The organism is Kaistia geumhonensis (assembly GCF_030815145.1).
GTDB classification, from domain to species: domain Bacteria; phylum Pseudomonadota; class Alphaproteobacteria; order Rhizobiales; family Kaistiaceae; genus Kaistia; species Kaistia geumhonensis.
Map to the genome: position 1 here is coordinate 754,704 of NZ_JAUSWJ010000001.1, position 19,602 is coordinate 774,305.

Annotated in this window: 20 protein-coding genes; 11 read left to right on the plus strand and 9 right to left on the minus strand. The window is 66.7% G+C overall.

Annotation, left to right across the window (positions count from 1 at the left end; translation table 11 throughout):
* Window positions 1–476: 476 nt before the first annotated feature.
* The 4 genes from QO015_RS03485 to QO015_RS03500 all read left to right on the plus strand — a co-directional run bounded on the left by QO015_RS03485 (window position 477) and on the right by QO015_RS03500 (window position 5,968).
* Window positions 477–4,190, plus strand: coding sequence for a vitamin B12-dependent ribonucleotide reductase (locus QO015_RS03485; protein WP_266281446.1), 3,714 nt, complete (start codon window positions 477–479; stop codon window positions 4,188–4,190).
* A gap of 90 nt (window positions 4,191–4,280) precedes the next feature.
* A complete protein-coding gene (locus tag QO015_RS03490; protein WP_266281445.1) occupies window positions 4,281–5,123 on the plus strand; it encodes an HAD family hydrolase in 843 nt (280 codons plus the stop codon).
* A gap of 358 nt (window positions 5,124–5,481) precedes the next feature.
* The gene (locus QO015_RS03495) at window positions 5,482–5,664 is read left to right on the plus strand and encodes a YgdI/YgdR family lipoprotein (protein WP_266281444.1); all 183 of its coding nucleotides are present in this window, start codon (window positions 5,482–5,484) and stop codon (window positions 5,662–5,664) included.
* A 121-nt stretch (window positions 5,665–5,785) separates the two neighbouring features.
* Window positions 5,786–5,968, plus strand: a complete 183-nt coding sequence (locus QO015_RS03500; protein ID WP_266281443.1) for a hypothetical protein — start codon at window positions 5,786–5,788, stop codon at window positions 5,966–5,968.
* 84 nt (window positions 5,969–6,052) lie between these two features.
* Here QO015_RS03500 and QO015_RS03505 read toward each other — a convergent pair whose 3' ends face one another.
* Entirely contained in the window at window positions 6,053–6,385 is a 333-nt protein-coding gene (locus QO015_RS03505) for a phasin family protein (RefSeq protein ID WP_370877391.1), read from the minus strand.
* 399 nt (window positions 6,386–6,784) lie between these two features.
* On the opposite strand from QO015_RS03505, the gene QO015_RS03510 reads away from it, so the two are divergent.
* Window positions 6,785–8,338 carry a serine hydrolase gene (locus QO015_RS03510; protein WP_266282482.1) on the plus strand — a complete coding sequence of 518 codons (1,554 nt, stop codon included), beginning with the start codon at window positions 6,785–6,787 and terminating at the stop codon, window positions 8,336–8,338.
* A gap of 59 nt (window positions 8,339–8,397) precedes the next feature.
* Here the strand turns inward: QO015_RS03510 and QO015_RS03515 are convergent, their stop codons facing one another.
* The gene (locus QO015_RS03515) at window positions 8,398–9,027 is read right to left on the minus strand and encodes a DnaJ domain-containing protein (RefSeq protein WP_266281442.1); all 630 of its coding nucleotides are present in this window, start codon (window positions 9,025–9,027) and stop codon (window positions 8,398–8,400) included.
* Between the two features lie 151 nt (window positions 9,028–9,178).
* Between QO015_RS03515 and panC the strand changes: the two genes are divergently transcribed.
* Window positions 9,179–10,027, plus strand: coding sequence for a pantoate--beta-alanine ligase (panC, locus tag QO015_RS03520; protein WP_266281441.1), 849 nt, complete (start codon window positions 9,179–9,181; stop codon window positions 10,025–10,027).
* Between the two features lie 56 nt (window positions 10,028–10,083).
* On the opposite strand, the gene QO015_RS03525 is transcribed toward panC, so the two are convergent.
* Complete coding sequence (locus QO015_RS03525) at window positions 10,084–10,521, minus strand: DUF1489 family protein (RefSeq protein ID WP_266281440.1); 438 nt, start codon at window positions 10,519–10,521, stop codon at window positions 10,084–10,086.
* Window positions 10,522–10,627: 106 nt separating this feature from the next.
* Here QO015_RS03525 and QO015_RS03530 point away from each other — a divergent pair, with 106 nt between their 5' ends.
* Genes QO015_RS03530 through QO015_RS03545 form a run of 4 tightly spaced genes read left to right on the plus strand, consistent with a single transcriptional unit; the run spans window position 10,628 to window position 12,251 of the window.
* On the plus strand, window positions 10,628–10,825 hold the full coding sequence (locus QO015_RS03530; protein WP_266281439.1) for a hypothetical protein: 198 nt from the start codon (window positions 10,628–10,630) through the stop codon (window positions 10,823–10,825).
* A gap of 15 nt (window positions 10,826–10,840) precedes the next feature.
* A complete protein-coding gene (locus QO015_RS03535) occupies window positions 10,841–11,545 on the plus strand; it encodes a DUF599 domain-containing protein (protein ID WP_266281438.1) in 705 nt (234 codons plus the stop codon).
* 2 nt (window positions 11,546–11,547) lie between these two features.
* Window positions 11,548–11,832 (plus strand): DUF3253 domain-containing protein, encoded by a 285-nt coding sequence (locus tag QO015_RS03540; RefSeq protein ID WP_266281437.1) that lies wholly within the window; start codon window positions 11,548–11,550, stop codon window positions 11,830–11,832.
* Window positions 11,829–12,251: a GFA family protein gene (locus QO015_RS03545; protein WP_266281436.1), complete on the plus strand. Its 423-nt coding sequence runs from the start codon at window positions 11,829–11,831 to the stop codon at window positions 12,249–12,251. Before QO015_RS03540 ends, QO015_RS03545 begins: the two co-directional genes overlap by 4 nt.
* A gap of 6 nt (window positions 12,252–12,257) precedes the next feature.
* Here the strand turns inward: QO015_RS03545 and QO015_RS03550 are convergent, their stop codons facing one another.
* The 5 genes from QO015_RS03550 to QO015_RS03570 all read right to left on the minus strand — a co-directional run bounded on the left by QO015_RS03550 (window position 12,258) and on the right by QO015_RS03570 (window position 17,283).
* Window positions 12,258–13,049: a YdcF family protein gene (locus QO015_RS03550; RefSeq protein ID WP_266281435.1), complete on the minus strand. Its 792-nt coding sequence runs from the start codon at window positions 13,047–13,049 to the stop codon at window positions 12,258–12,260.
* A gap of 16 nt (window positions 13,050–13,065) precedes the next feature.
* Complete coding sequence (locus tag QO015_RS03555; RefSeq protein WP_307288515.1) at window positions 13,066–13,893, minus strand: aldo/keto reductase; 828 nt, start codon at window positions 13,891–13,893, stop codon at window positions 13,066–13,068.
* A 74-nt stretch (window positions 13,894–13,967) separates the two neighbouring features.
* Complete coding sequence (locus tag QO015_RS03560; protein WP_266281434.1) at window positions 13,968–15,119, minus strand: GGDEF domain-containing protein; 1,152 nt, start codon at window positions 15,117–15,119, stop codon at window positions 13,968–13,970.
* Window positions 15,120–15,178: 59 nt separating this feature from the next.
* The gene (locus QO015_RS03565) at window positions 15,179–16,339 is read right to left on the minus strand and encodes a DegT/DnrJ/EryC1/StrS family aminotransferase (protein WP_266281432.1); all 1,161 of its coding nucleotides are present in this window, start codon (window positions 16,337–16,339) and stop codon (window positions 15,179–15,181) included.
* Entirely contained in the window at window positions 16,339–17,283 is a 945-nt protein-coding gene (locus QO015_RS03570; protein ID WP_266281430.1) for a Gfo/Idh/MocA family protein, read from the minus strand. Before QO015_RS03570 ends, QO015_RS03565 begins: the two co-directional genes overlap by 1 nt.
* A 210-nt stretch (window positions 17,284–17,493) precedes the next feature.
* Between QO015_RS03570 and QO015_RS03575 the strand changes: the two genes are divergently transcribed.
* Window positions 17,494–18,045 carry an AAA family ATPase gene (locus tag QO015_RS03575; protein WP_266282480.1) on the plus strand — a complete coding sequence of 184 codons (552 nt, stop codon included), beginning with the start codon at window positions 17,494–17,496 and terminating at the stop codon, window positions 18,043–18,045.
* A gap of 14 nt (window positions 18,046–18,059) precedes the next feature.
* On the opposite strand, the gene mgtE is transcribed toward QO015_RS03575, so the two are convergent.
* Window positions 18,060–19,490: a magnesium transporter gene (gene mgtE, locus QO015_RS03580; RefSeq protein WP_266281428.1), complete on the minus strand. Its 1,431-nt coding sequence runs from the start codon at window positions 19,488–19,490 to the stop codon at window positions 18,060–18,062.
* Window positions 19,491–19,602: the final 112 nt, after the last annotated feature.

Consider the following 19,602-nt stretch of genomic DNA (forward strand, 5'->3'; position numbering starts at 1 on the left):
GGCCGATGCAACCCCTTGTGCCGCCTCGGCTTCGGGCGCGCTGTCGCGGAATGATCCCCAGATCGCATGCGCGATCCGTGGCCAACGGAGCAGCACACACGACATGTAGCCGCCCAAGCTTCGGGCACCACTATTCCTTGACCCTCCGGGAGACTCGGAATAGCTTCCAACTCGTAAACGACGCCCCCGCCAGACGGTCGGCCGTCGAGGGTCCAAACCCTTTTAGACATGTGGTTTCAAGCGCGAAGCAGGCGTACGCTTCACGCAGCGCTCCCTTATGCGCTGTGTCCGGACGCCTGCTTTTTTGTGGCTGGATGGTGTCGGTAACCCTATATTTAGGGGTATACGCGATAGTCATCCACTAGATGATGACGATCCACGGAGCCTTGTCGCCCGTGACTCGTTGAGCAGAACGGAAATCGGCCATCGGGCCGACGGCGCGGCCGGGCAGGCGCCGGAGCAAGGGACGAAAGCGGATGCGGATCGAACGGCGCTTCACCACCTCGGGTCAGTCGGCCTATGCCGGGATCGAGTTCCGGACGACCAAGAGCGAGATCCGCAATCCGGACGGCTCGGTCGTGTTCCGCCTCGAGGGCATCCAGGTCCCCGCCACCTGGAGCCAGGTGGCGAGCGATATCATCGCCCAGAAATATTTCCGCAAGGCCGGCGTGCCGGCGCGCCTCAAGCGCGTCGAGGAAAACGACGTCCCCTCCTTCCTCTGGCGCTCAGTCGCCGACGAGAAGGCGCTCGCCGAACTGCCGGAGGCCGAGCGCTATGTCGGCGAGACCGATTCGCGTCAGGTGTTCGATCGCCTCGCCGGGACCTGGACCTATTGGGGCTGGAAGGGCGGCTATTTCGATACCGAGGAGGACGCGCAGGCCTTCTTCGACGAGCATCGCTTCATGCTCGCGACGCAGCGCGTCGCGCCGAACTCGCCGCAGTGGTTCAACACCGGCCTGCATTGGGCCTATGGCATCGACGGACCGAGCCAGGGCCATTTCTATGTCGACTACAAGACCGGCAAGCTGACGCGCTCCAAGACGGCCTACGAGCATCCGCAGCCGCATGCCTGCTTCATCCAGTCGGTGTCGGACGACCTCGTGAACGAGGGCGGCATCATGGACCTGTGGGTGCGCGAGGCGCGCCTCTTCAAGTATGGCTCGGGCACCGGCTCGAACTTCTCCCGGCTGCGCGGCGAGGGCGAGAAGCTCTCGGGCGGCGGCCGCTCGTCGGGCCTGATGAGCTTCCTCAAGATCGGCGACCGGGCCGCGGGCGCCATCAAGTCGGGCGGCACGACGCGCCGCGCCGCCAAGATGGTCGTCGTCGACGCCGACCATCCGGATATCGAGAAGTACATCAACTGGAAGGTGCACGAGGAGCAGAAGGTCGCGGCGCTCGTGACCGGCTCCAAGATTAACGCGCAGCACCTGAAGGCCATCATGAAGGCCTGCGTGAACTGCGAGGGCTCGGGCGATGACTGCTTCGACCCGGCCAAGAACCCGGCGCTGAAGCGCGAGATCCGCGCCGCCAAGAAGGCGCTGGTGCCGCAGAACTACATCCTGCGCGTCATCCAGTTCGCCAAGCAGGGCTACACGGACATCGAGTTCCCGGTCTACGACACCGACTGGGATTCGGAGGCCTATCTGACGGTTTCGGGTCAGAACTCTAACAACTCCGTCTCGATCACCGACGAGTTCCTCCGCGCGGTCGAGACCGATGGCGACTGGAAGCTCATGCGCCGCACCGACGGCAAGGTGGCGAAGACGCTGAAGGCGCGCGACCTCTGGGAGCAGATCGGCCACGCCGCCTGGGCCTCGGCCGATCCGGGCCTGCATTTCAACACCACCATGAACGAGTGGCATACCAGCCCGGCCTCGGGGCGCATCAACGCGTCCAATCCGTGCTCGGAATACATGTTCCTCGACGACACGGCCTGCAATCTCGCCTCGCTGAACCTGCTGCAGTTCCGCAATGCCGACGGCGCCTTCGACGTCGAGCGCTATATCCATGCCTGCCGGCTGTGGACCGTAGTGCTCGAGATCTCGGTGCTGATGGCGCAGTTCCCGTCCAAGGAGATCGCCGAACTTTCCTACCAGTTCCGCACCCTCGGCCTCGGCTATGCCAATATCGGCGGCCTCCTGATGACCTCGGGCATTCCCTATGACTCGGCCGAGGGCCGTGCCATTTGCGGCGCGCTGACGGCGATCATGACCGGCACCGCCTATGCCACCTCGGCCGAGATGGCCAAGGAGCAGGGTCCCTTCCCCGGCTTCGCGAAGAACCGCGAGCCCATGCTGCGCGTGATCCGCAATCATCGCCGCGCCGCCCATGCCGAGACGACCGGCTATGAGGGCCTCTCGACCTTCCCGGTTCCGCTCGACCATGGCTCGCTCAAGGACAAGCGCCTCTCGGACGCCGCACGCGCGGCCTGGGATCAGGCGCTCGCGCTCGGCGAGCAGCACGGCTACCGCAACGCGCAGGCGACGGTGATCGCGCCGACCGGCACGATCGGCCTCGTGATGGACTGCGACACCACCGGCATCGAGCCCGATTTTGCGCTGGTGAAGTTCAAGAAGCTGGCCGGCGGCGGCTATTTCAAGATCATCAACCGCGCCGTGCCGGAGGCACTGCGTTCGCTCGGCTATGCCGAGCATCAGATCGCCGAGATCGAGGCCTATGCCGTGGGCCATGCCTCGCTGCGCCAGGCGCCGGGCGTCAACCACACCAGCCTCAAGGCCAAGGGCTTCACCGACGAAGTGCTGGAGAAGCTCGAGGGCTCGCTGGCCTCGGCCTTCGACATCAAGTTCGTGTTCAACAAGTGGTCGCTGGGCGAAGAGTTCTGCAAGCAGGTGCTCGGCTTTACCGAAGCGCAGCTGAACGACCCGGCCTTCGAGATGCTGCCGGCGCTCGGCTTCTCGAAGAAGGACATCGAGGCGGCGAATATCCATGTCTGCGGCGCGATGACCCTCGAAGGCGCGCCGCATCTGAAGCTCGAGCACTATGCGGTGTTCGACTGCGCCAACCCCTGCGGCAAGCTCGGCAAGCGCTTCCTCTCGGTCGAGAGCCACATCCGCATGATGGCGGCGGCGCAGCCCTTCATCTCGGGGGCCATCTCCAAGACCATCAACATGCCGAACGACGCGACCGTCGAGGACGCGAAGAACGCCTATATGCTGTCGTGGAAGCTGGCGCTGAAGGCGAACGCGCTCTATCGCGACGGCTCCAAGCTCTCGCAGCCGCTGAATTCGCAGCTCCTCGCCGATGACGGCGAGGACGAGGAGGAAGCGGTCGAGACCCTGGTCGCCAAGCCCGCGGCGCAGCGCGCCGAGGCGGTCGCCGAGCGCATCGTGGAGCGGATCATCGAACGCGAGGTTCGCCGGCGCGAGAAGATGCCCGACCGCCGAACCGGCTACACCCAGAAGGCCAATGTCGGCGGCCACAAGGTCTATCTGCACACCGGCGAATACCGCGACGGCCGCCTCGGCGAGATCTTCATCGACATGCACAAGGAAGGCGCCGCCTTCCGTGCGATGATGAACAACTTCGCCATCGCCATCTCGCTCGGCCTGCAGTACGGCGTGCCGCTTGAGGAATATGTCGAGGCCTTCGTGTTCACCCGCTTCGAGCCGGCCGGCATGGTCACCGGCAACGAGGCGATCAAGAACGCGACCTCGATCCTCGACTATGTCTTCCGCGAGCTGGCCGTGTCCTATCTCGGCCGCAACGACCTCGCCCATGTCGTGCCGGAGGACAACAACGCCACGACGCTCGGCGGCGGCGACCAGCCGACCGCGCGCCCGGCGCCGGTCAGCCACGGCCTCGTCCGCGGCAAGACGGAGCGCTTCAAGCTGATCGAGCGGCCCGGCGAGTCGAAAGGCGCCGCCGCGGCACCGGCGGTGACGGCCACGACCGTGACCTCGCTGCGCACGACGGGCATTGGCGGTGGAACCGCCCTCGCCTTCAAGCGCGACGTCGTCACCGAGACGGAGACGGTCTCCGAAACGATGGTCGGCATCGTCGAGCCCGCAGCGACGGCGCAGCCCAAGGCCTCCAACGCCGAACAGGCGGCGATCGCCCGCATGAAGGGCTATGAGGGCGAGAGCTGCACCGAATGCGGAAACTTCACGATGGTCCGCAACGGCACCTGCCTGAAATGCGACACCTGCGGCGGCACCAGCGGGTGTTCGTAACTGGGCTTATGGAAACATCGGGCCGGCAGAAATGCCGGCCCTTATTCTGTGGCTAGCTCTCAACGATAGATTCTTGGAACTGCATCTCATATGGCCAAGAAATATGTACGCATGGCAATTGCATACGATTTCGATGGAACGTTAGCTCCCGGCAATATGCAAGAACACCAGTTCCTTCCGGACATAGGCATGAAGCCGGCTGCATTCTGGTCGGAAGTAAAGCGCGTCACGCGAGAGCATCAAGCCGATGAAGTGCTAGTTTATATGAACTTGATGCTGAAAAAGGCGGCCTCAGCTGAGGTCCCCGTGCGTCGTGAGAACTTCAAAAATCATGGACAGCAGATCAAGCTTTTCGATGGGGTTATCGGCTGGTTCGACAGAATAACTGAATACGCTCGAATAAGAGAAATTCGCGTTGACCACTTCTTGATATCCTCTGGAAATGCGGAGATATTTGCCGGAACTCCAATTTCATCGAAATTTACGCAGGTCTATGCATCAAAGTTTATATTCAATCAGAACGGCGTGGCCGATTGGCCTGCGCTAGCTGTCAATTATACCACAAAAACCCAATACCTATTTCGCATAAACAAAGACGCCCATGATTTGAGTGATAATTCAGAAGTAAACAGGTTTGTCGCCAAACAAGATAGGCCGGTTCCCTTCGAAAATATGATCTTTATTGGTGATGGCTCAACGGACATCCCCTGCTTTCGCTTGGTAAAGGAGCAGGGAGGATTGTCAATTGCCGTATACAAGCCACACACCGTTGGAGCCAAAGGGAAAGCCGACGCCTACAAGAACGACGGGCGAGTCCATTGTGTCGCTCCGGCAGTTCATGAAGATGGAAGCAGAATAGATCGAATTGTAAAAGCACAAATTGATCTTATCGCATCTAGGTCTGCCGCTCAAGTAACGCGTGCTGACGACTAATCCTTGTGGAAGAGCATCCTGACTCAAGGCTTTCTCTGATAAGCCGCGCTCGGATCCTCTATCCGGAGCGAGCGGGATCTGGTGACCACCGTCAGACATGGGCCACCGGTCCGGCCGCTTGAGCGTGCACTTCGCAGCAGGCAGATGACGCCCGAGGGGAGAGACAACTGATGAGGCGCCGCTGTCGCTGGTCGATACCCACTGAAAGCGCACTTCAGGTCGAGGCACTGCTCGAAGCCATAGCGCACGGCATCGCCACCTGAGGCGCCTCTCCCCTTTTCCACTCACGCTTCCGTGCTTGGCGTTGTGCGTCGGCAATGCCCATCTCTCTCTTGAGAAACCATGCGGAGTGAGTGCCATGCGCACGATGATGATCGTCCTCGCCCTTGCCTTCGGCGCCAGCGGGCTCGCGGCCTGCTCGACCGACAGCAGCATGACCACCGCCGAGCGGAACGCCGCCGCGATCCGGGCCTTCGAGCCTGTGAATGCCTGCGGTCCGGGGGGCACGCAGGACATCAACCAGTGCTCCAGCAACCGCTGAGCCGGGGAACGCCGTCGCGGGACCTTGCGCGCGACGCCGGTTCGCGAGACTTTTCTCCCCGTTGAGGTCCTCGGCGCCGCCACTTCAGCGGCGCCGGGACGAGGTCACGAGGAGTGAGGGAATGCGCGTATTCGTCCTGGTGCTGGCGCTTGCTGGCGTCGCCGGCTCTCTGGCCGGCTGCGGCAGCGGAACCAGCGATCCGTTCGACCCGGCCATTCAGGCGATGCAGGGCGTCAATGCCTGCGGCACGGGCGGCAGCGACAACATCAACCAGTGCCGCGGCCATCCGCGCTCCAGCAACTGACGCTGAAAGGCGCGCGCCCTCATGAAAAGCAAAGCCCGGCGCGAAGGCCGGGCTGCAACTCTTTGAACGCGCTGTGAAAGACGCCTACTTCGGCAGCTTGCCGAACACGCTCTCGAACGGGCGATAGGCGTCCTTGGCGAAGTCGGTCATCATGGACCCGATCTTCGTCAGCTCGCTGATATAGCCCTCGTAGGTCGCCTTCAGATATTCGTTCTGGATCTCGACCGCGTTCTCGACGCTCTTCGCCGCCATCAGCTTCTCCAGCGCCGCGGCGCCGTGCTCATAGCTCTTCTTCTGATAGTCGGCCGTCTCGACGGCGAGCGCCTGGATGCCCTTGTTCATGGCCTCCACGCTCTTCATCGCCTGCTCGATGCTGTCCTTCGACGCCTGCTGGATGTCGTCGATACCCTTGATCATCACGAACCCCCGTCTGCCCACGCGGAAATCGAACCCTACCAAACTGAACCCGAATTCCGCCACATCTGTCAAGAAAAAATGCTGCGCTGCACAATCAGCGCGGCGAAACGCTTGCCGCGCTGCGAAAAGCGCGGTGTCGGAAAGGGATTCGTCAACTTTTACGGATTCGTAACGGCGATTCCCTAGGCTTTCTTCACGGATCGGTCGGGACGGCAGGAACTGTCGCTCCTACCGGGATCGGATGGAGGCAGGCGCTCGAGCGTCGGGCGCGGGGGCCCGGTTCTCCTGGCCGCTAACAGGAATTCTTCCGGTGCCTCACAAAAGCTCCGGTCCCGTCCCAACATTCAGGCACCGTCGCCCTCGGGTGGCGAGGCTGCAAGACGTGGAGTTTCGTTCGTGATGCTGTGGGGTACCAGCCCGCTTGGCCGCCTTCAGGCCAGGACCGCCAAGGGCGCCTTCGCCGCCCTTCTCGTCGCCGGAGCGATGGTCACCACGACGGTCGCCGATGCCGTGGCCGCCCCGAAATCGGCGATCGTCGTCGATGCCAAGACGGGCAAGGTGCTCTACGCGCAGGATGCCGACGCGCTGCGCCACCCCGCCTCGCTGACCAAGATGATGACGCTCTACATGCTGTTCGGCGCGCTCGACAGCGGCAAGCTGAGCCTCGACAGCCGCCTCAAGGTATCCACCTTCGCCTCGCGCCAGTCGCCGACCAAGCTCGGGCTCAAGCCCGGCTCGACGATCGCGGTGCGCGACGCGATGCTCGGCCTCATCACCCGTTCGGCCAATGACGCGGCGGTCGTGATCGCCGAGAACCTCGCCGGTTCGGAAAGCGCCTTCGCTCAGCGCATGACGGCGACGGCGCGTTCGATCGGCATGAGCAGGACCACCTTCCGCAACGCATCCGGCCTGCCCAATCCCAACCAGTGGACGACGGCGCGGGACATGGTGACGCTCGGGCGCGCGCTGCAGGCGCATTATCCCAGCTATTACCGCTACTTCTCGACGAAGAGCTTTGTCTATAACGGCCGCGTCATCGGCAATCACAACAAGCTGCTCGGCCGCGTTCCGGGCGTCGACGGCATCAAGACCGGCTACACCAACGCCTCGGGCTTCAATCTCGTCTCCTCGGTGAAGCGCGACAACCGCTACATCGTCGCCTCGGTCATGGGCGGAAGCTCCGGCGCGGCGCGCGACAAGCAGATGGTCGGCCTGATCGAGAAATACATGCCGGCCGCCTCGACGGGCGGCAGCAATTCGCTGATCGCCAAGATGTTCAAGGGCAATCCGGCACCGCAGGCCGCGCCCGATCCGGTCGACGAGCCGGTGCAGGTGGCCGTGGCCGCCGCGCCGAAGCCGGTTGTCCGCCCCGATGTGGTGGCCGCCGCCGCCGCGCCCGTGCCGCTCGCCGCCAGGCCCAAGGCCGCGCCGCAGGTCGTCGAAGCCTCCGTGGCGGCGCCGATCCCGGATGCCAAGCCCGAAGTCGAGCCGCTGGCGCTCGCCTCGGATGTCGAGCCGGCCGACGAGGGTCCGCGCATGGTCTTCCAGCAGGGCCCGAGCGGCAAGGGCGTCGCCCGCCCGGTCGTCGTGACCGCCTCGGTCGCCGGGCCGGTGCCAACCGCCGATGACGAGACGGCCTCGACCGAGGGCGTGATCGGCGAAGGCGATGCCGACGATCCGGCGCCGGTCCGTTCCGGCTCGGGCGTTTCGGGATGGAAGGTTCAGATCGCCGCCGCTCCGAGCGAGGATGGCGCGCAGTCGCTGCTCCAGGCGGCCAGGGCGAAGGGCGGCAAGGTCCTCGCCTCGGCGACGCCGAGCGTCGAGGCCGTGAAGAAGGGTGACTCGACCTTCTACCGTGCCCGCTTCGCCGGATTCGAGAACAAGGCCAAGGCGCGCGCGGCCTGCGACTATCTCAAGAAGCGCGATGTGAGCTGCCTGGCGATCCCGGACTAGGCGCAAGCCCCGGGTCCGCCTCTCCCCTTTCTCCCTTTCATGTTCTTGCGTATGGGAGCCTAACGATGTCTGCCGAGGAGTCTTTCCTTAGCCTCGTTGATTTGCGCGGCAAGGAACGTCGAGCCCCCCTGATCGGGATGGACGCGCTTCATCAGTCGGCGGTAGGCCGCGCTGATTTCAGCCTCGGTGGCGCCGGGCGAAAGGCCAAGGATCTTGTAGGCCTGCTCATCTGTCATGGCGCCCGTGCCCGCAGGGCGGCGCGGCCCGCCTGCCGGATCTCGCTCGACGTGTTCACGCCAGCCGGGTATCCGGCGGTCGAGATACGCTTCGAGGACTGAGCGGTCGGCCGGTCGGCCGGCCAGTTCCGCGTGAAGGGCGAGCAGCGCGTTGGCGTCGAGCTCGTCCAGCCGGCGCCCGGCGAAGCGCCCCATGGTGATGCGGCCGCCGCGGATGGCGCCGAACCGCTCCAGGAAGGCCGGCCGCCACAGCGACAGCGCGACCGCGACCAGCGGCACCGCCGCCCAGATCTTTCCCGTGACGGAGAAGAGGATCGCGAGAGCGAACAGCGTCCCCGCCCCTCCCTTGCGGATCGCCTTCTGCAATCGGTCGGGCCCCGTCTTCGGGCCGAATGTCCAGGCGAGCGCGATGGCGATGATCGCGACGGCGGCGAGCGGCAGGATGAAGCCCATCGTCCCTTTCCGGTCCGGTCCGCCTCATGCGGCCCGATCCCAACAGATGCCGTCTCCCGCCCCCCGCCGCAATGGTGCGCGGTTCACGCGAGACCTCTTCCCACAGGCTCCGTTTTGCGCGAAGGAGTCGCGATTGGGCAGAGGAATCGCCATGAACCGTCCCCCCGTTCTCCTCCGCACGCTCACCGATCTGCGCGCCAACACCGCGAGCTGGCATTCGGAAGGCCTCACGGTCGGCATGATCCCCACCATGGGCGCGCTCCATGACGGCCATCTCGCGCTGGTGGAGGAGGCGCGCCGGCGCGTCGACCGGGTTGTCGCGACGATCTTCGTCAATCCGACCCAGTTCGGACCGAAGGAAGATTTCACCGCCTATCCGCGCACCGAGAACAGCGACGTCGCGAAGCTCGCGACTCTCGGCGTCGAGGCTGTGTTTGCGCCGAATGCGGCCGAGATGTATCCGCCCGGCCACGCGACGACGATCTCGCTCGCCGGGCCGGCCCTCGGGCTCGAAACCGACTATCGCCCGCATTTCTTCGCCGGCGTCGCTACCGTCGTCGCGAAGCTGCTGCTCGGCGGCTTTCCCGACATCGCGATGTTCGGCGAGAAGGACTACCAGCAGTTGCTCGTCGTCCGGCAGATGGTGAAGGACCTCCGCCTGCCGACCGAAATCGTCGCGCTGCCGACCGTGCGCGAGGCGGACGGCCTCGCCCTCTCCTCCCGCAACGCCTATCTCTCGCCCGACGAACGCCGGACCGCGCCGAAGCTCGCGGCCGCGCTCGAGGCCACGGCGGCTGCGATCCGCTCGGGCGGCGACGTCGCGCATCATCTGCGCCAGGGCTTCAATGCGCTCGAGGCGGCCGGCTTCCGCCCCGACTATCTCGAACTGCGCAATGCCGAGACGCTGGCCCAGCCGGCGGCGGTTGCGGACCAGCCGCTGCGTCTCCTCGCCGCCGCGTGGCTCGGACGAACCCGGCTCATCGACAACATCGCGGTCTGAAAAGGCGAGTCTCGCCAGCGCGTTGGCGCCGGACTCTCGCACTTCGATTCAGCTCGCTACAGGAGCCCGAGTTCCGCGAGTTCGGCCTTGAGAGCCGAGGGCAGGTCGTCGCCAGCTCCGCCGATCGCAGCGAGGTCGCGCGGCGCATCCTTCGGCTCCAGATAGCGCCAGCCCTGGAACGGACGCTTCGGCTGCCACTCGGTGAGGATGACTTCGGGATCGAAGACGATCTCGCAGCGCTCGATGCCGTCGGCGCCGGTGACGGCGCGGAGGTCGAGGAGACGCTGTCGGCACTGCACCTGTCCCTTCACGACCCAGTAGAGCGAGCCGCCGTCGAGGAGCTCGGCGATACGGCGCGGCATCATGCGCGTGACATGCGTATCCTCCGCCGGCAGGCCGAGCCGGCGCTTGCGACCGAGATCCTCGTCGATCCAGCGGACGATCTCGTCCACGGTCTCGACGCCGACGCAAAGCTTGATCATATGAAGCGGCATGTGGCGAGCCTCGCGCCGCGGCGCCCCGCCGTCAAAGGCGGGCTGCCCTTTTTCCACAGAGGCGACTAAGACTCGCTTGCACGATGCCGACAGGACCCCGCGCGCCATGACCCTTCCGACGCCCGATCTCGAACAGCGCGCCAGCCGCGTTGCGACCGCCGGCATCATCGCAGGGCTCGTCCTGACGGCCACCGGCATGATGCTGCGCTCGCCGGTCGCGGGCGCGGCCGGGCTCATCATCCTCTCCGTCCTCGTGCTCGCCCGCCGGCCGATCGCGCGCATGCTCGCGCGGCGATCCGGCTGAACGGCGGGGGCAAGCATGTTCAGCATCGCCTCCCGCATCGATATCGTCGCCGTTCTATGGTTCGTCGGCGCGTGGGCGACCTATTCGCTGGTGATCAATCACTTCGCCGATTCCGGCCGGTCGCTGTCCTCGGCCATGGACCGTCAGCGGCGGCGCTGGATGCGGACCATGGCGCGTCGCGATCTCAGGATGATCGACACCGGCATCATGGGCGGCCTGCAGAACGGCACGGCCTTCTTCGCCTCTACCTCGCTCATCGCGATCGGCGGCGGTTTCGCGCTCCTGAACGCCACCGATCATGTCTATGTCGTGATGCGCGACCTCTCGCTGTCGCCGGCCTCGCCGCGCGGTCTGTTCGAGGTCAAGGCGGTGGGACTCATCCTCATCTTCGGCTTCGCCTTCTTCGAGTTCGGCTGGGCCTACCGCCTGTTCAACTATGCCTCGATCCTTGTCGGTGCGACGCCGTCGGCCGCCCATGCCGGCGAGGCCGAGGCGATCGCCGCCGCCGATCGCGCGGCGAGCTTCACCATCGCCGCCGGACGTCACTTCAACCACGGCCTTCGCGCCTTCTTCTTCGCGGTCGGCTATCTCGGCTGGTTCGTCAACGGCTATGTGCTGATCGTGACGACGACCGCCATCCTTCTCGTCCAGCTCTATCGCCAGTTCCTCTCGCCGTCGGCGCGGCTGGTGATCGAGGCTGCCCGACAGCCGGAGAACTGATCATGACTCGCAGCGCCGACCGTGCGCAGGTGTCGGCCCTCATGGCCGAGCGGCTCGACGCCCTGGCGGAGGGCCGCAGCCTCGATCCGACCGAGCTCGCCCGCGCCATCGCGGGACCCGACGAAAAGCGCTGGCGGCTGCTGATGCCCGCGATCCGCGAGGTCGCGGTCGGTCTCGCCGAGAAAGGCTCAGCCGCGATCCTGCGCAAGGGCAGGATCGTCGATCCGCGGGAATTCAAGGGCGTGTATCGGATCGCCCGCGCCGCGGACGTGAAGGCCGAGGCATGAGCGGGGCCGAAGGCGCGAGCCCGCGCGTCCTTTCGGGCGGCTGCTATTGCGGCGCGGTTCGCTACGAGGTCAGTGACGCGTTCAGCTATGCGTTCAACTGCCACTGCTCCGGGTGCCGGCGCGCCACCGGTTCCGCCTTCAAGCCGTTCGCCGGCATCGGGAGCGAGCATCTGCGGCTCGTCGCGGGCGGCGACAGGACGCTGGTCTATGGCGGCGAGGCGGCGCATGACGTTCACTGCGGCACATGCGGCTCGCTGCTCTACTCGATGCTCGATCACGGTAGGAAGGCGCATGTCGCCATGGGCACGCTGGCCGATGCCCCGAGCATCCGGCCCTCGGCGCATATCTTCGTTGCCTCGAAGGCGCCTTGGCACGAGATCACCGACGACCTCCCGCAATATGCCGGTCACATCACCTGATCGCCGTCAGGGCGCGGGGAACAGCGCGTCCGTGCGGCCTGTCAGGCGATAGGCGAGCAGGCCGACCCATTCCTTCGCGGCGACGTCGACCATGGTCAGCCCGTAGGAGGCGCGCGGCATCAGCGAAGTGAGATCCTGCGGTCCGGCGCTGCGGTAGTCGGTCGGCCAAGCGAGCACCGGCCAGCCGACGGCGCGGAAGCAGCCGACGGAGCGGGGCATGTGCCAGGCGGAGGTGACGAGCAGCCAGCGCTCCCCGGGTTTCGGGTCGACCAGCGCCTTGGTGAAGCGGGCATTCTCGGCGGTGTCGCGGCTCTGGTCCTCGACCGTCAGCCGGTCGGCCGGGATACCCATCTCGGCAAAGAAGCGCCGCGCGGCATCGGATTCCGTCGGCCCCTCGGGCGTGAGGCTGGCAATGCCACCTGTGAAAACGAGCCGCGCTTCAGGATAGCGCCGCGCGAGCGCGACGGCCTCGGTCAATCTCTCGCCGGCCTCTGTCAGCGTGGTCACGCCGCGCGCGGCGCCGATGGACTGGTCGATCCCGCCGCCGAGCACGATGATGCCGGTCACCGGCCCGTCCGGCTCCTGCCGCGGAAAACGGTTCTCGAGCGGCAGCGTCATCAGCACGCCGAGCGGCAGGATGCCCGCGACGAGCAGGCCCGTCGTCGCCAGCATGACGACCAGGATTCCGGCGCGGGGCCGACCGATGCCGATGATGACGATGCCGGCGACGAGCAGCAGGATGAGCGCCGTCGAGGGCTGGATGACGAACCAGATCAGCTTGGCCGCGACAAAGAACATCGCCGGACAGGTCTCCTCACGCGTCCCAGTCGGGCGCGAAGCTGAAGTCGCAGATGCGGCGGCCGATGCTGCCGAGACTGTCGATCGCCGCCATGTCGGCCTCGTCCAGCGCGAAGCCGAAGATGTCGAGATTCTGCCGGATGCGGTGCGGACGCGCGCTCTTCGGAATGCTGACGCAACCCTTCTGGAACTGCCAGCGCAGCACGATCTGCGCGGGCGAGAAGCCGAGCCGGCCAGCGATGTCCTGCACCACCGGCTCGTCCAGCACCTCCGCCTGGCCGAGCGGGCAATAAGACACGAAGGCCATGCCGTGGCGCTTCGTGGCGGCCCGCAGGCGCGCCTGATCGAGATAGGGATGGTGCTCGCACTGGTTGGCGACGATCGGCTCCTCGGTCGCCGCCCATGCCTCGTCGAGCAGGCGGATCGTGTAGTTGGAAACGCCGATATGCCGGGCGAGGCCGCGCCGCTTGACGCCGTTCAGCGAGCGGATCGTCGTCGCCGCCGACAGCGTCCGGCTCGGCCAGTGGATGAGCAGGAGATCGACGGCGTCGAGGCCGAGGCGCTTCAGGCTGCCTTCGGCCGCGCGCAGCATCGCGGCGTCCTCGAGTTCTTCGGACGGGATCTTCGTGGTGACGAAGATCTCGTCGCGCGGCACGCCCGAGCGGCGGATGCCCTCGCCCACTTCCACCTCGTTGCCATAGCCGATGGCGGTGTCGACATGGCGATAGCCGGCCTTGAGCGCCTCCGCGACCGCCTCGGTCGCCGCCTTGCCGGAGAGGCCCCAGGTGCCGAGCCCGATGGCGGGGATCGCGGCGCCATGCGCGGTGATGACGGGGATCATCATCGTCTCCTTCAAAAATGTCAGCGGAGTGGAGGGGCGGCACTTTCCGCCGCCGCATCGGGCGGCGTCAAGCGCGGCTATTCGGCGGCGTGGCTGACGAGGTCGCGGCCGGCGCGCTTGGCAGCATAGAGGGCCTCGTCGGCGCGCAGCATCAGCGTCTCGAGCGGGACGTGGCCACTGTCGGTCGCCGCGACGCCGGCGCTGGCGGTCACGCGGAGGCGGCCGCTCTCCAGAAGGCTGGCGCGCCTGGCGAACTCGGCGCGGATCCGTTCGGCGATGGCGGCCCCGACCTCGCGATCGGCCCCGACCAGCAGCGTCGCGAACTCCTCGCCGCCAAGCCGCCCGACGGGATCGCTGGCGCGGACCACCTGCCGCGCGGCAGCGGCGAAAGCGGCGAGCGCGCGATCGCCGGCGGCATGGCCGAAGCTGTCGTTGACCTCCTTGAAATAGTCGATGTCGAAGACGAGCAGCGCGGCGCTGCGCCCGTCCGCCCGAGCCTCGGCGAGCCGGCCCGCGGCTTCCTCGATGAAGGCGCCGCGATTGAGCAGGCCCGTCAGCCCGTCAAGGGCGGCCTTGCGCGAGAGGACCAGTTCACGGCGCTGCTGCGTCAGCACGAGGCCGAAGATCACCACGCCGAACAGGACGAAGATCGGCTCGAGCAGGCCGAGGGAGACGAAGAGCGGATCGAGATCGACATTGCCGTCGAGCCCGACGACGAGAGCGACGATCGCGCGGACCATGGTCGCCCCCGCATGCAGCGTGCAAAGGGCCGCCAGCGGCAGGCGCGCCGGCAGGTTCTCCTTGCCGCGGCTCCACAGCATCTGCGCGAGCATCAGCGTCAGGATCGTGATCAGCGTCGAGGCGACCGCCGTCCTGAAGGGCTGCGAGGCATAGATCACCGGCACCTGGCAGGCGAGGAGCCAGATCGCCGGCGCCGTCGCCACCACCAGCCAGTTCGGGCGCCGGCCGGTGAAGACGCGGATGCCGTTCCAGGCGACGCCGAAGGCGATGAGAGCCACCGCATTCGCGCCGTCGATGGAGACGCGTGGAGGAAGGTAGTTGCGGAACGCGAGGCCGATCAGACCGAGGGCACCGAGCAGAAAGGCCACCGACCAGTAGGCCAGGTGACGATCGCCCGGGCGATTATGCAGCCGCATGCCGAGCCCTACCCCGGACACGAGGCAGAAGCCGATCAACACCAGGAACAAGGTGGCCGGGTCGAGCGTCATCCCGACCATCCTACATGATCGGAGCGGCGATTCTGCCGCAGTTTTTGGCTTGCCTGAAGTCAGACCATATCGGCGAAGCGGCGGATCGCCGCAATCACCCGATCGACCTCCTCGTCGGTCAGGTCCGGGTTCATCGGAATGCTGAGGACAGTCTCGGCCAGGCGCTCGGAAACCGGGAGCGGCCGCTTGCCGACCTCAGCGAAGGCCGGGTGATGGTGCAGCGCCACGCGATAGAAGAGCGCGTTGCCGATGCCTTCCGCGTCCAGCGCCGCCTTCAGCGCGTCGCGGCGATCGGACGTGATCGTGTAGAGCGCGCTGGCGGAAACCATGCCCTCCGGCCGCGCCTGCAGCCCGACGACGCCCGAAAGGCCTGCGTCGTAGCGCCGGGCGATCGCCTCGCGCCGCGCCAGTTCCTCCTCGAAGATCTCGAACTTGGCCAGCAGGATGGCGGCCTGGATCGTGTCGAGCCGGCCGGTGATGCCGTTCCGCACCGCGACGTCGCCCGTGCCCTGGCGGCCATGCGAGCGCAGCGTGCGCACGGCCTCGGCGATGCGGTCGTCGTCCGTCAGGATCGCGCCGCCGTCGCCGTAGCAGCCGAGCGGCTTGGTCGGATAGAAGCTCGTCGCCGAGATCGGCGCCATGCCGCCGACGCGGCGGTTGCCCGCGCGGCCGCCGAAGCTCTGCGCCGCGTCCGAGAACACCGTGAGGCCATGCTTCGCCGCGATGCGGCCGATGGCTTCGTAATCCGCCGGGAGGCCGTAGAGATCGACCGGGATGACCGCACGCGGCTTCAGCACGCCGGCGGCCTCGACCTCGGCGATGGCCCGCTCGAGATCGGCCGGATCGAGATTGAATGTCGTCGCGTCGACATCGACGAAGACCGGGGTCGCGTTCACCGAGCAGACGGCACCCGCCGTGGCGGCGAAGGTGAAGGCCGGCACGAAGACCGCGTCACCGGGACCGACGCCGAGCGCCATGAGGCCGATCATCAGCGCGTCGCGGCCGGAGGAGACGCCGATGGCATGCGGCACGCCGGCGAAGGCGGCAAGCTTCGCCTCGAGCTGTTCGACCTCGGGACCCAGGATGAACTGGCCATGGACGAGAACCGAGTCGATCCGCGCCCGCACATCGTCGTGAATGCGGCGCTGCTGGCGCTGCAGATCGAAGAAGGCGACGCGGCCGGGCGCAACCGCCACGGCGGGACGGGACTGGGAGACCATCAGGTCGAACCTCCGTTGTTCGGTGCCGCCGCCGGAAGGCCGGCGATGGCGCCCATGATCCGCTCGGCGACGACGAGCGCGGCGAGACCGGCCGCGCCATCCACGACGGCCGGACGGCCGTTCGCGACGGCGTCGAGAAAGGATGCGATCTCGAGGGCGAGGTTATCGCTCGCCGGTACGGCGATCTCGCGGCGGGACTCGCCTTCCGCGACGGTGACCGTGCGGGCGGCGAGATCGGCGGTGACGACGCGGGCGCCATCGACGGCGCGGATCGTCCGCTCCTGCCGATCCGCGACGCGGCTGGCGTTGAGATGCGCGGTCACGCCATTGGCAAAGCGCAGCAATGCATGCGCGAAATCGTTGGTGGGCGCGCGAACGGCGGCGCCCATCGCCGCGACATCGACGACCTCCGCACCCGCGAGCGTCAGTGCGAGATCGATGTCGTGGATCATGAGGTCGAGCACGACGTCGACGTCGATCGCCCTGCCCTTCCATGGCCCGATGCGCGTGAGTTCCAGGGCGCGCGGCCGGCCGGCCTCCTCGGCAAGCACGGAGAACACCGGCGAGAAGCGTTCGATATGGCCGACCTGGAGCACGACGCCCTTCGCCTCGGCGCGCGCGATGAGATCGCGCGCTGCTTCCGGCGTATCGGCGATCGGCTTCTCGATCAGGACATGGATGCCGGCATCGATGAGGTCGCTGGCGACGCGGTGATGCAGCGAGGTCGGCACCGCGACGGAGACGGCATCGACCCGGCCGATGAGATCGCGGTGATCGGTGACGGCCTCGACCCCATGCGCGGCGGCGACGGCAGCGGCGCGGTCAGCATCGAAATCGGCGACGGCGACGAGGCGGCCCTTCTGGCTGGCGGCGTGCTGGCGCGCATGGAACGAACCGAAATAACCGAGGCCGACGACCCCCGTCCTGATCTCGCGCCTGTCCAATCCGCGCCGTTCCCTCGTCTCGTGCCTCGCCGGCACCCGGCGGGTCCGGGAGCGCGACGGTTCCTCGTCTAGCGATTTTCGGCCGAAAGTCGATGCGCCGCAGCATCCGCGGATTCACATTTTTCCCCGGCGGGAAATAATGCGCGACGCGTCAGGCGCATGCCGGAGCGGTTGAGCGCCGCGCCGCCCTCCGGCAAGATCGCCACCATGATCACCCATGCCGGCGAAATCCTCATCCTCACGGGCCCGCCCGGATCGGGCAAGACGACGGCGGCCGCGCAGCTCGCCGCGCTGCCGGGATCGCCGAAGGTACATCTCCATTCCGACGACTTCTGGGGATTCATCCGGCACGGCGCCATCGCGCCCTATCTGCCGGAGGCCAATACTCAGAACCGCATCGTGATGGAGGTCCTTTCCGGCGTCGTCGCCGGCTTCGCACGCGGCGGCTATTTCGTCGTGCTGGACGGCATCATCGGGCCGTGGTTCCTCTCCGCCTTCGCCGGCATCGAGGTCCCGCTGCACTACATCGTGCTGCGACCCGATCTCGATGAAGCCATCGCGCGTTGCCGGTCACGCGGCGGCGAGACGCTGACCGATCCGGCGACCATCGCCGCGCTGCATGGGCAGTTCGCCGATCTCGGCCCGCTGGAGCGCCATGCGCTCGCCATTGGCGGGCTCGACCGGCAGCGTACGCTGGAAAGCATCGTCGAAGCGCTCGCGAGCGGAGCCTACCGCCTGCCGCCGAACGGCGCGGAAGCCTGAGGCTCCGGATCCGATCAGCCGAAGCCGAACCACAGCGCCGCGAAGCCGAGGAAGGAGAAGAAGCCGACGAGGTCGGTCACGGTGGTGACGAAGGCGCCCGAGGCGATCGCGGGATCGAACTTGAAGCGGTGGATCACCAACGGGATGAGGATGCCCGCCAGCGCCGCCGCGATCAGGTTGACGAGCATCGCCGCCGCGATGACGACGCCGAGATCGGCGATGCCGAATCGCCAGACCGCGACACCGGCGACGATGCAGGCGAAGAACAGGCCGTTGATGCAGCCGACCACCAGTTCGCGCCCGACGACGCGAAGCGCGTTATGCGGGCCGATCGCGCGGGTCGCTAGCGCGCGCACGGCGACGGTCATGGTCTGCGTGCCGGCATTGCCGCCCTGGCTGGCGACGATGGGCATGAGCACAGCCAGCGCCACCATCTTCTGGAGCTCGGTCTCGAAGAGGCCAATGACGAAGGAAGCCAGGATCGCCGTGCAGAGATTGATGCACAGCCATGGCAGGCGGCTGCGCGCGATCGACAGGACGCGATCCGAGACCTCCTCGTCGCCGACGCCGCCGAGGCGCTTGATGTCTGCGTCCGCCTCTTCCTCGATGACGTCGACCGCGTCGTCGATGGTCATGATGCCAACGAGGCGGCGGCTTTCGTCGACCACCGGCGCCGAAATCAGGTTGTAGCGCTGGAAGAGCCTCGCCACGGAGGAGAGTTCGTCCGTGGCCTCGACGATCTGCGCCCCCTCGTCGACGATCTCCCCCATCTTGACCGGGCGCGCGCTGCGCAGCAGGCGGTCGAGCGGCACGCGGCCAAGGAAGCGGAAGGCGGGATCGACGACGAAGACCTCGTTGAAGCTCTCCGGCAGGTCGTCCGATTCGCGCATGAGATCGATCGTCTGGCCGACCGTCCAGAACGGCGCCACGGCGATGAACTCTGTCTGCATGCGCCGGCCGGCGCTGTCTTCCGGGTAGTCGAGGCTGCGCTTCAGCGCCAGACGCTCGATCGAAGGCATCTGCGCGAGGATTTCCTCGCGCTCCTCGCTGTCGAGATCCTCGAGGATGTAGACCGCGTCGTCCGAATCGAGCTCGCTGATGCCCTCGGCGACCGTCTCGGCGGGGAGATCCTCGAGAATCTCGACGCGCGTCGCCTCGTCGAGCTCGGTCAGCGCCGTGAAGTCGAAGGCGTCGCCGAGGAGCTGGATCAGGGCCGGGCGCTGCTCGGCGTCGAGCTGCTCGAGAATGGCGCCGACATCCGCCTCGTGCAGGTCTTCGGTGAGGAGGCGCGCCCGTTCCGCGTCCGAGGCCTCGATCGCGGCGACGACGGCGTCGAGGAACGCCGCTGAGAGGTTGTCGTCCTCGTCGCGAAGCGGCGGCAGCGCGGCCGGCGCGGCCGGTGGATCGCGCTCGATGGTCGTCGATTCGCCTGCCGGATCGGACATGCAAGCTCCGCGGTTACAGGGTCGACGGACGGGTGGCTGAAGAGGCTCTCGAAGGCCCGATCGAGACTTAGCGGCCCGCCATCGCCGCCGCAAAGGAAAACGCGGCTGGCGC

What these genes read in the sequence shown, in the direction of transcription:
- QO015_RS03485 (WP_266281446.1), top strand. Translation starts at nt 477, where the DNA reads ATGCGGATCGAACGGCGCTTCACCACCTCGGGTCAGTCGGCCTATGCC.
- QO015_RS03490 (WP_266281445.1), top strand. Translation starts at nt 4,281, where the DNA reads ATGGCCAAGAAATATGTACGCATGGCAATTGCATACGATTTCGATGGA.
- QO015_RS03495 (WP_266281444.1), top strand. Translation starts at nt 5,482, where the DNA reads ATGCGCACGATGATGATCGTCCTCGCCCTTGCCTTCGGCGCCAGCGGG.
- QO015_RS03500 (WP_266281443.1), top strand. Translation starts at nt 5,786, where the DNA reads ATGCGCGTATTCGTCCTGGTGCTGGCGCTTGCTGGCGTCGCCGGCTCT.
- QO015_RS03505 (WP_370877391.1), bottom strand. Translation starts at nt 6,385, where the DNA reads ATGATCAAGGGTATCGACGACATCCAGCAGGCGTCGAAGGACAGCATC.
- QO015_RS03510 (WP_266282482.1), top strand. Translation starts at nt 6,785, where the DNA reads ATGCTGTGGGGTACCAGCCCGCTTGGCCGCCTTCAGGCCAGGACCGCC.
- QO015_RS03515 (WP_266281442.1), bottom strand. Translation starts at nt 9,027, where the DNA reads ATGGGCTTCATCCTGCCGCTCGCCGCCGTCGCGATCATCGCCATCGCG.
- panC (WP_266281441.1), top strand. Translation starts at nt 9,179, where the DNA reads ATGAACCGTCCCCCCGTTCTCCTCCGCACGCTCACCGATCTGCGCGCC.
- QO015_RS03525 (WP_266281440.1), bottom strand. Translation starts at nt 10,521, where the DNA reads ATGCCGCTTCATATGATCAAGCTTTGCGTCGGCGTCGAGACCGTGGAC.
- QO015_RS03530 (WP_266281439.1), top strand. Translation starts at nt 10,628, where the DNA reads ATGACCCTTCCGACGCCCGATCTCGAACAGCGCGCCAGCCGCGTTGCG.
- QO015_RS03535 (WP_266281438.1), top strand. Translation starts at nt 10,841, where the DNA reads ATGTTCAGCATCGCCTCCCGCATCGATATCGTCGCCGTTCTATGGTTC.
- QO015_RS03540 (WP_266281437.1), top strand. Translation starts at nt 11,548, where the DNA reads ATGACTCGCAGCGCCGACCGTGCGCAGGTGTCGGCCCTCATGGCCGAG.
- QO015_RS03545 (WP_266281436.1), top strand. Translation starts at nt 11,829, where the DNA reads ATGAGCGGGGCCGAAGGCGCGAGCCCGCGCGTCCTTTCGGGCGGCTGC.
- QO015_RS03550 (WP_266281435.1), bottom strand. Translation starts at nt 13,049, where the DNA reads ATGTTCTTTGTCGCGGCCAAGCTGATCTGGTTCGTCATCCAGCCCTCG.
- QO015_RS03555 (WP_307288515.1), bottom strand. Translation starts at nt 13,893, where the DNA reads ATGATGATCCCCGTCATCACCGCGCATGGCGCCGCGATCCCCGCCATC.
- QO015_RS03560 (WP_266281434.1), bottom strand. Translation starts at nt 15,119, where the DNA reads ATGACGCTCGACCCGGCCACCTTGTTCCTGGTGTTGATCGGCTTCTGC.
- QO015_RS03565 (WP_266281432.1), bottom strand. Translation starts at nt 16,339, where the DNA reads ATGGTCTCCCAGTCCCGTCCCGCCGTGGCGGTTGCGCCCGGCCGCGTC.
- mgtE (WP_266281428.1), bottom strand. Translation starts at nt 19,490, where the DNA reads ATGTCCGATCCGGCAGGCGAATCGACGACCATCGAGCGCGATCCACCG.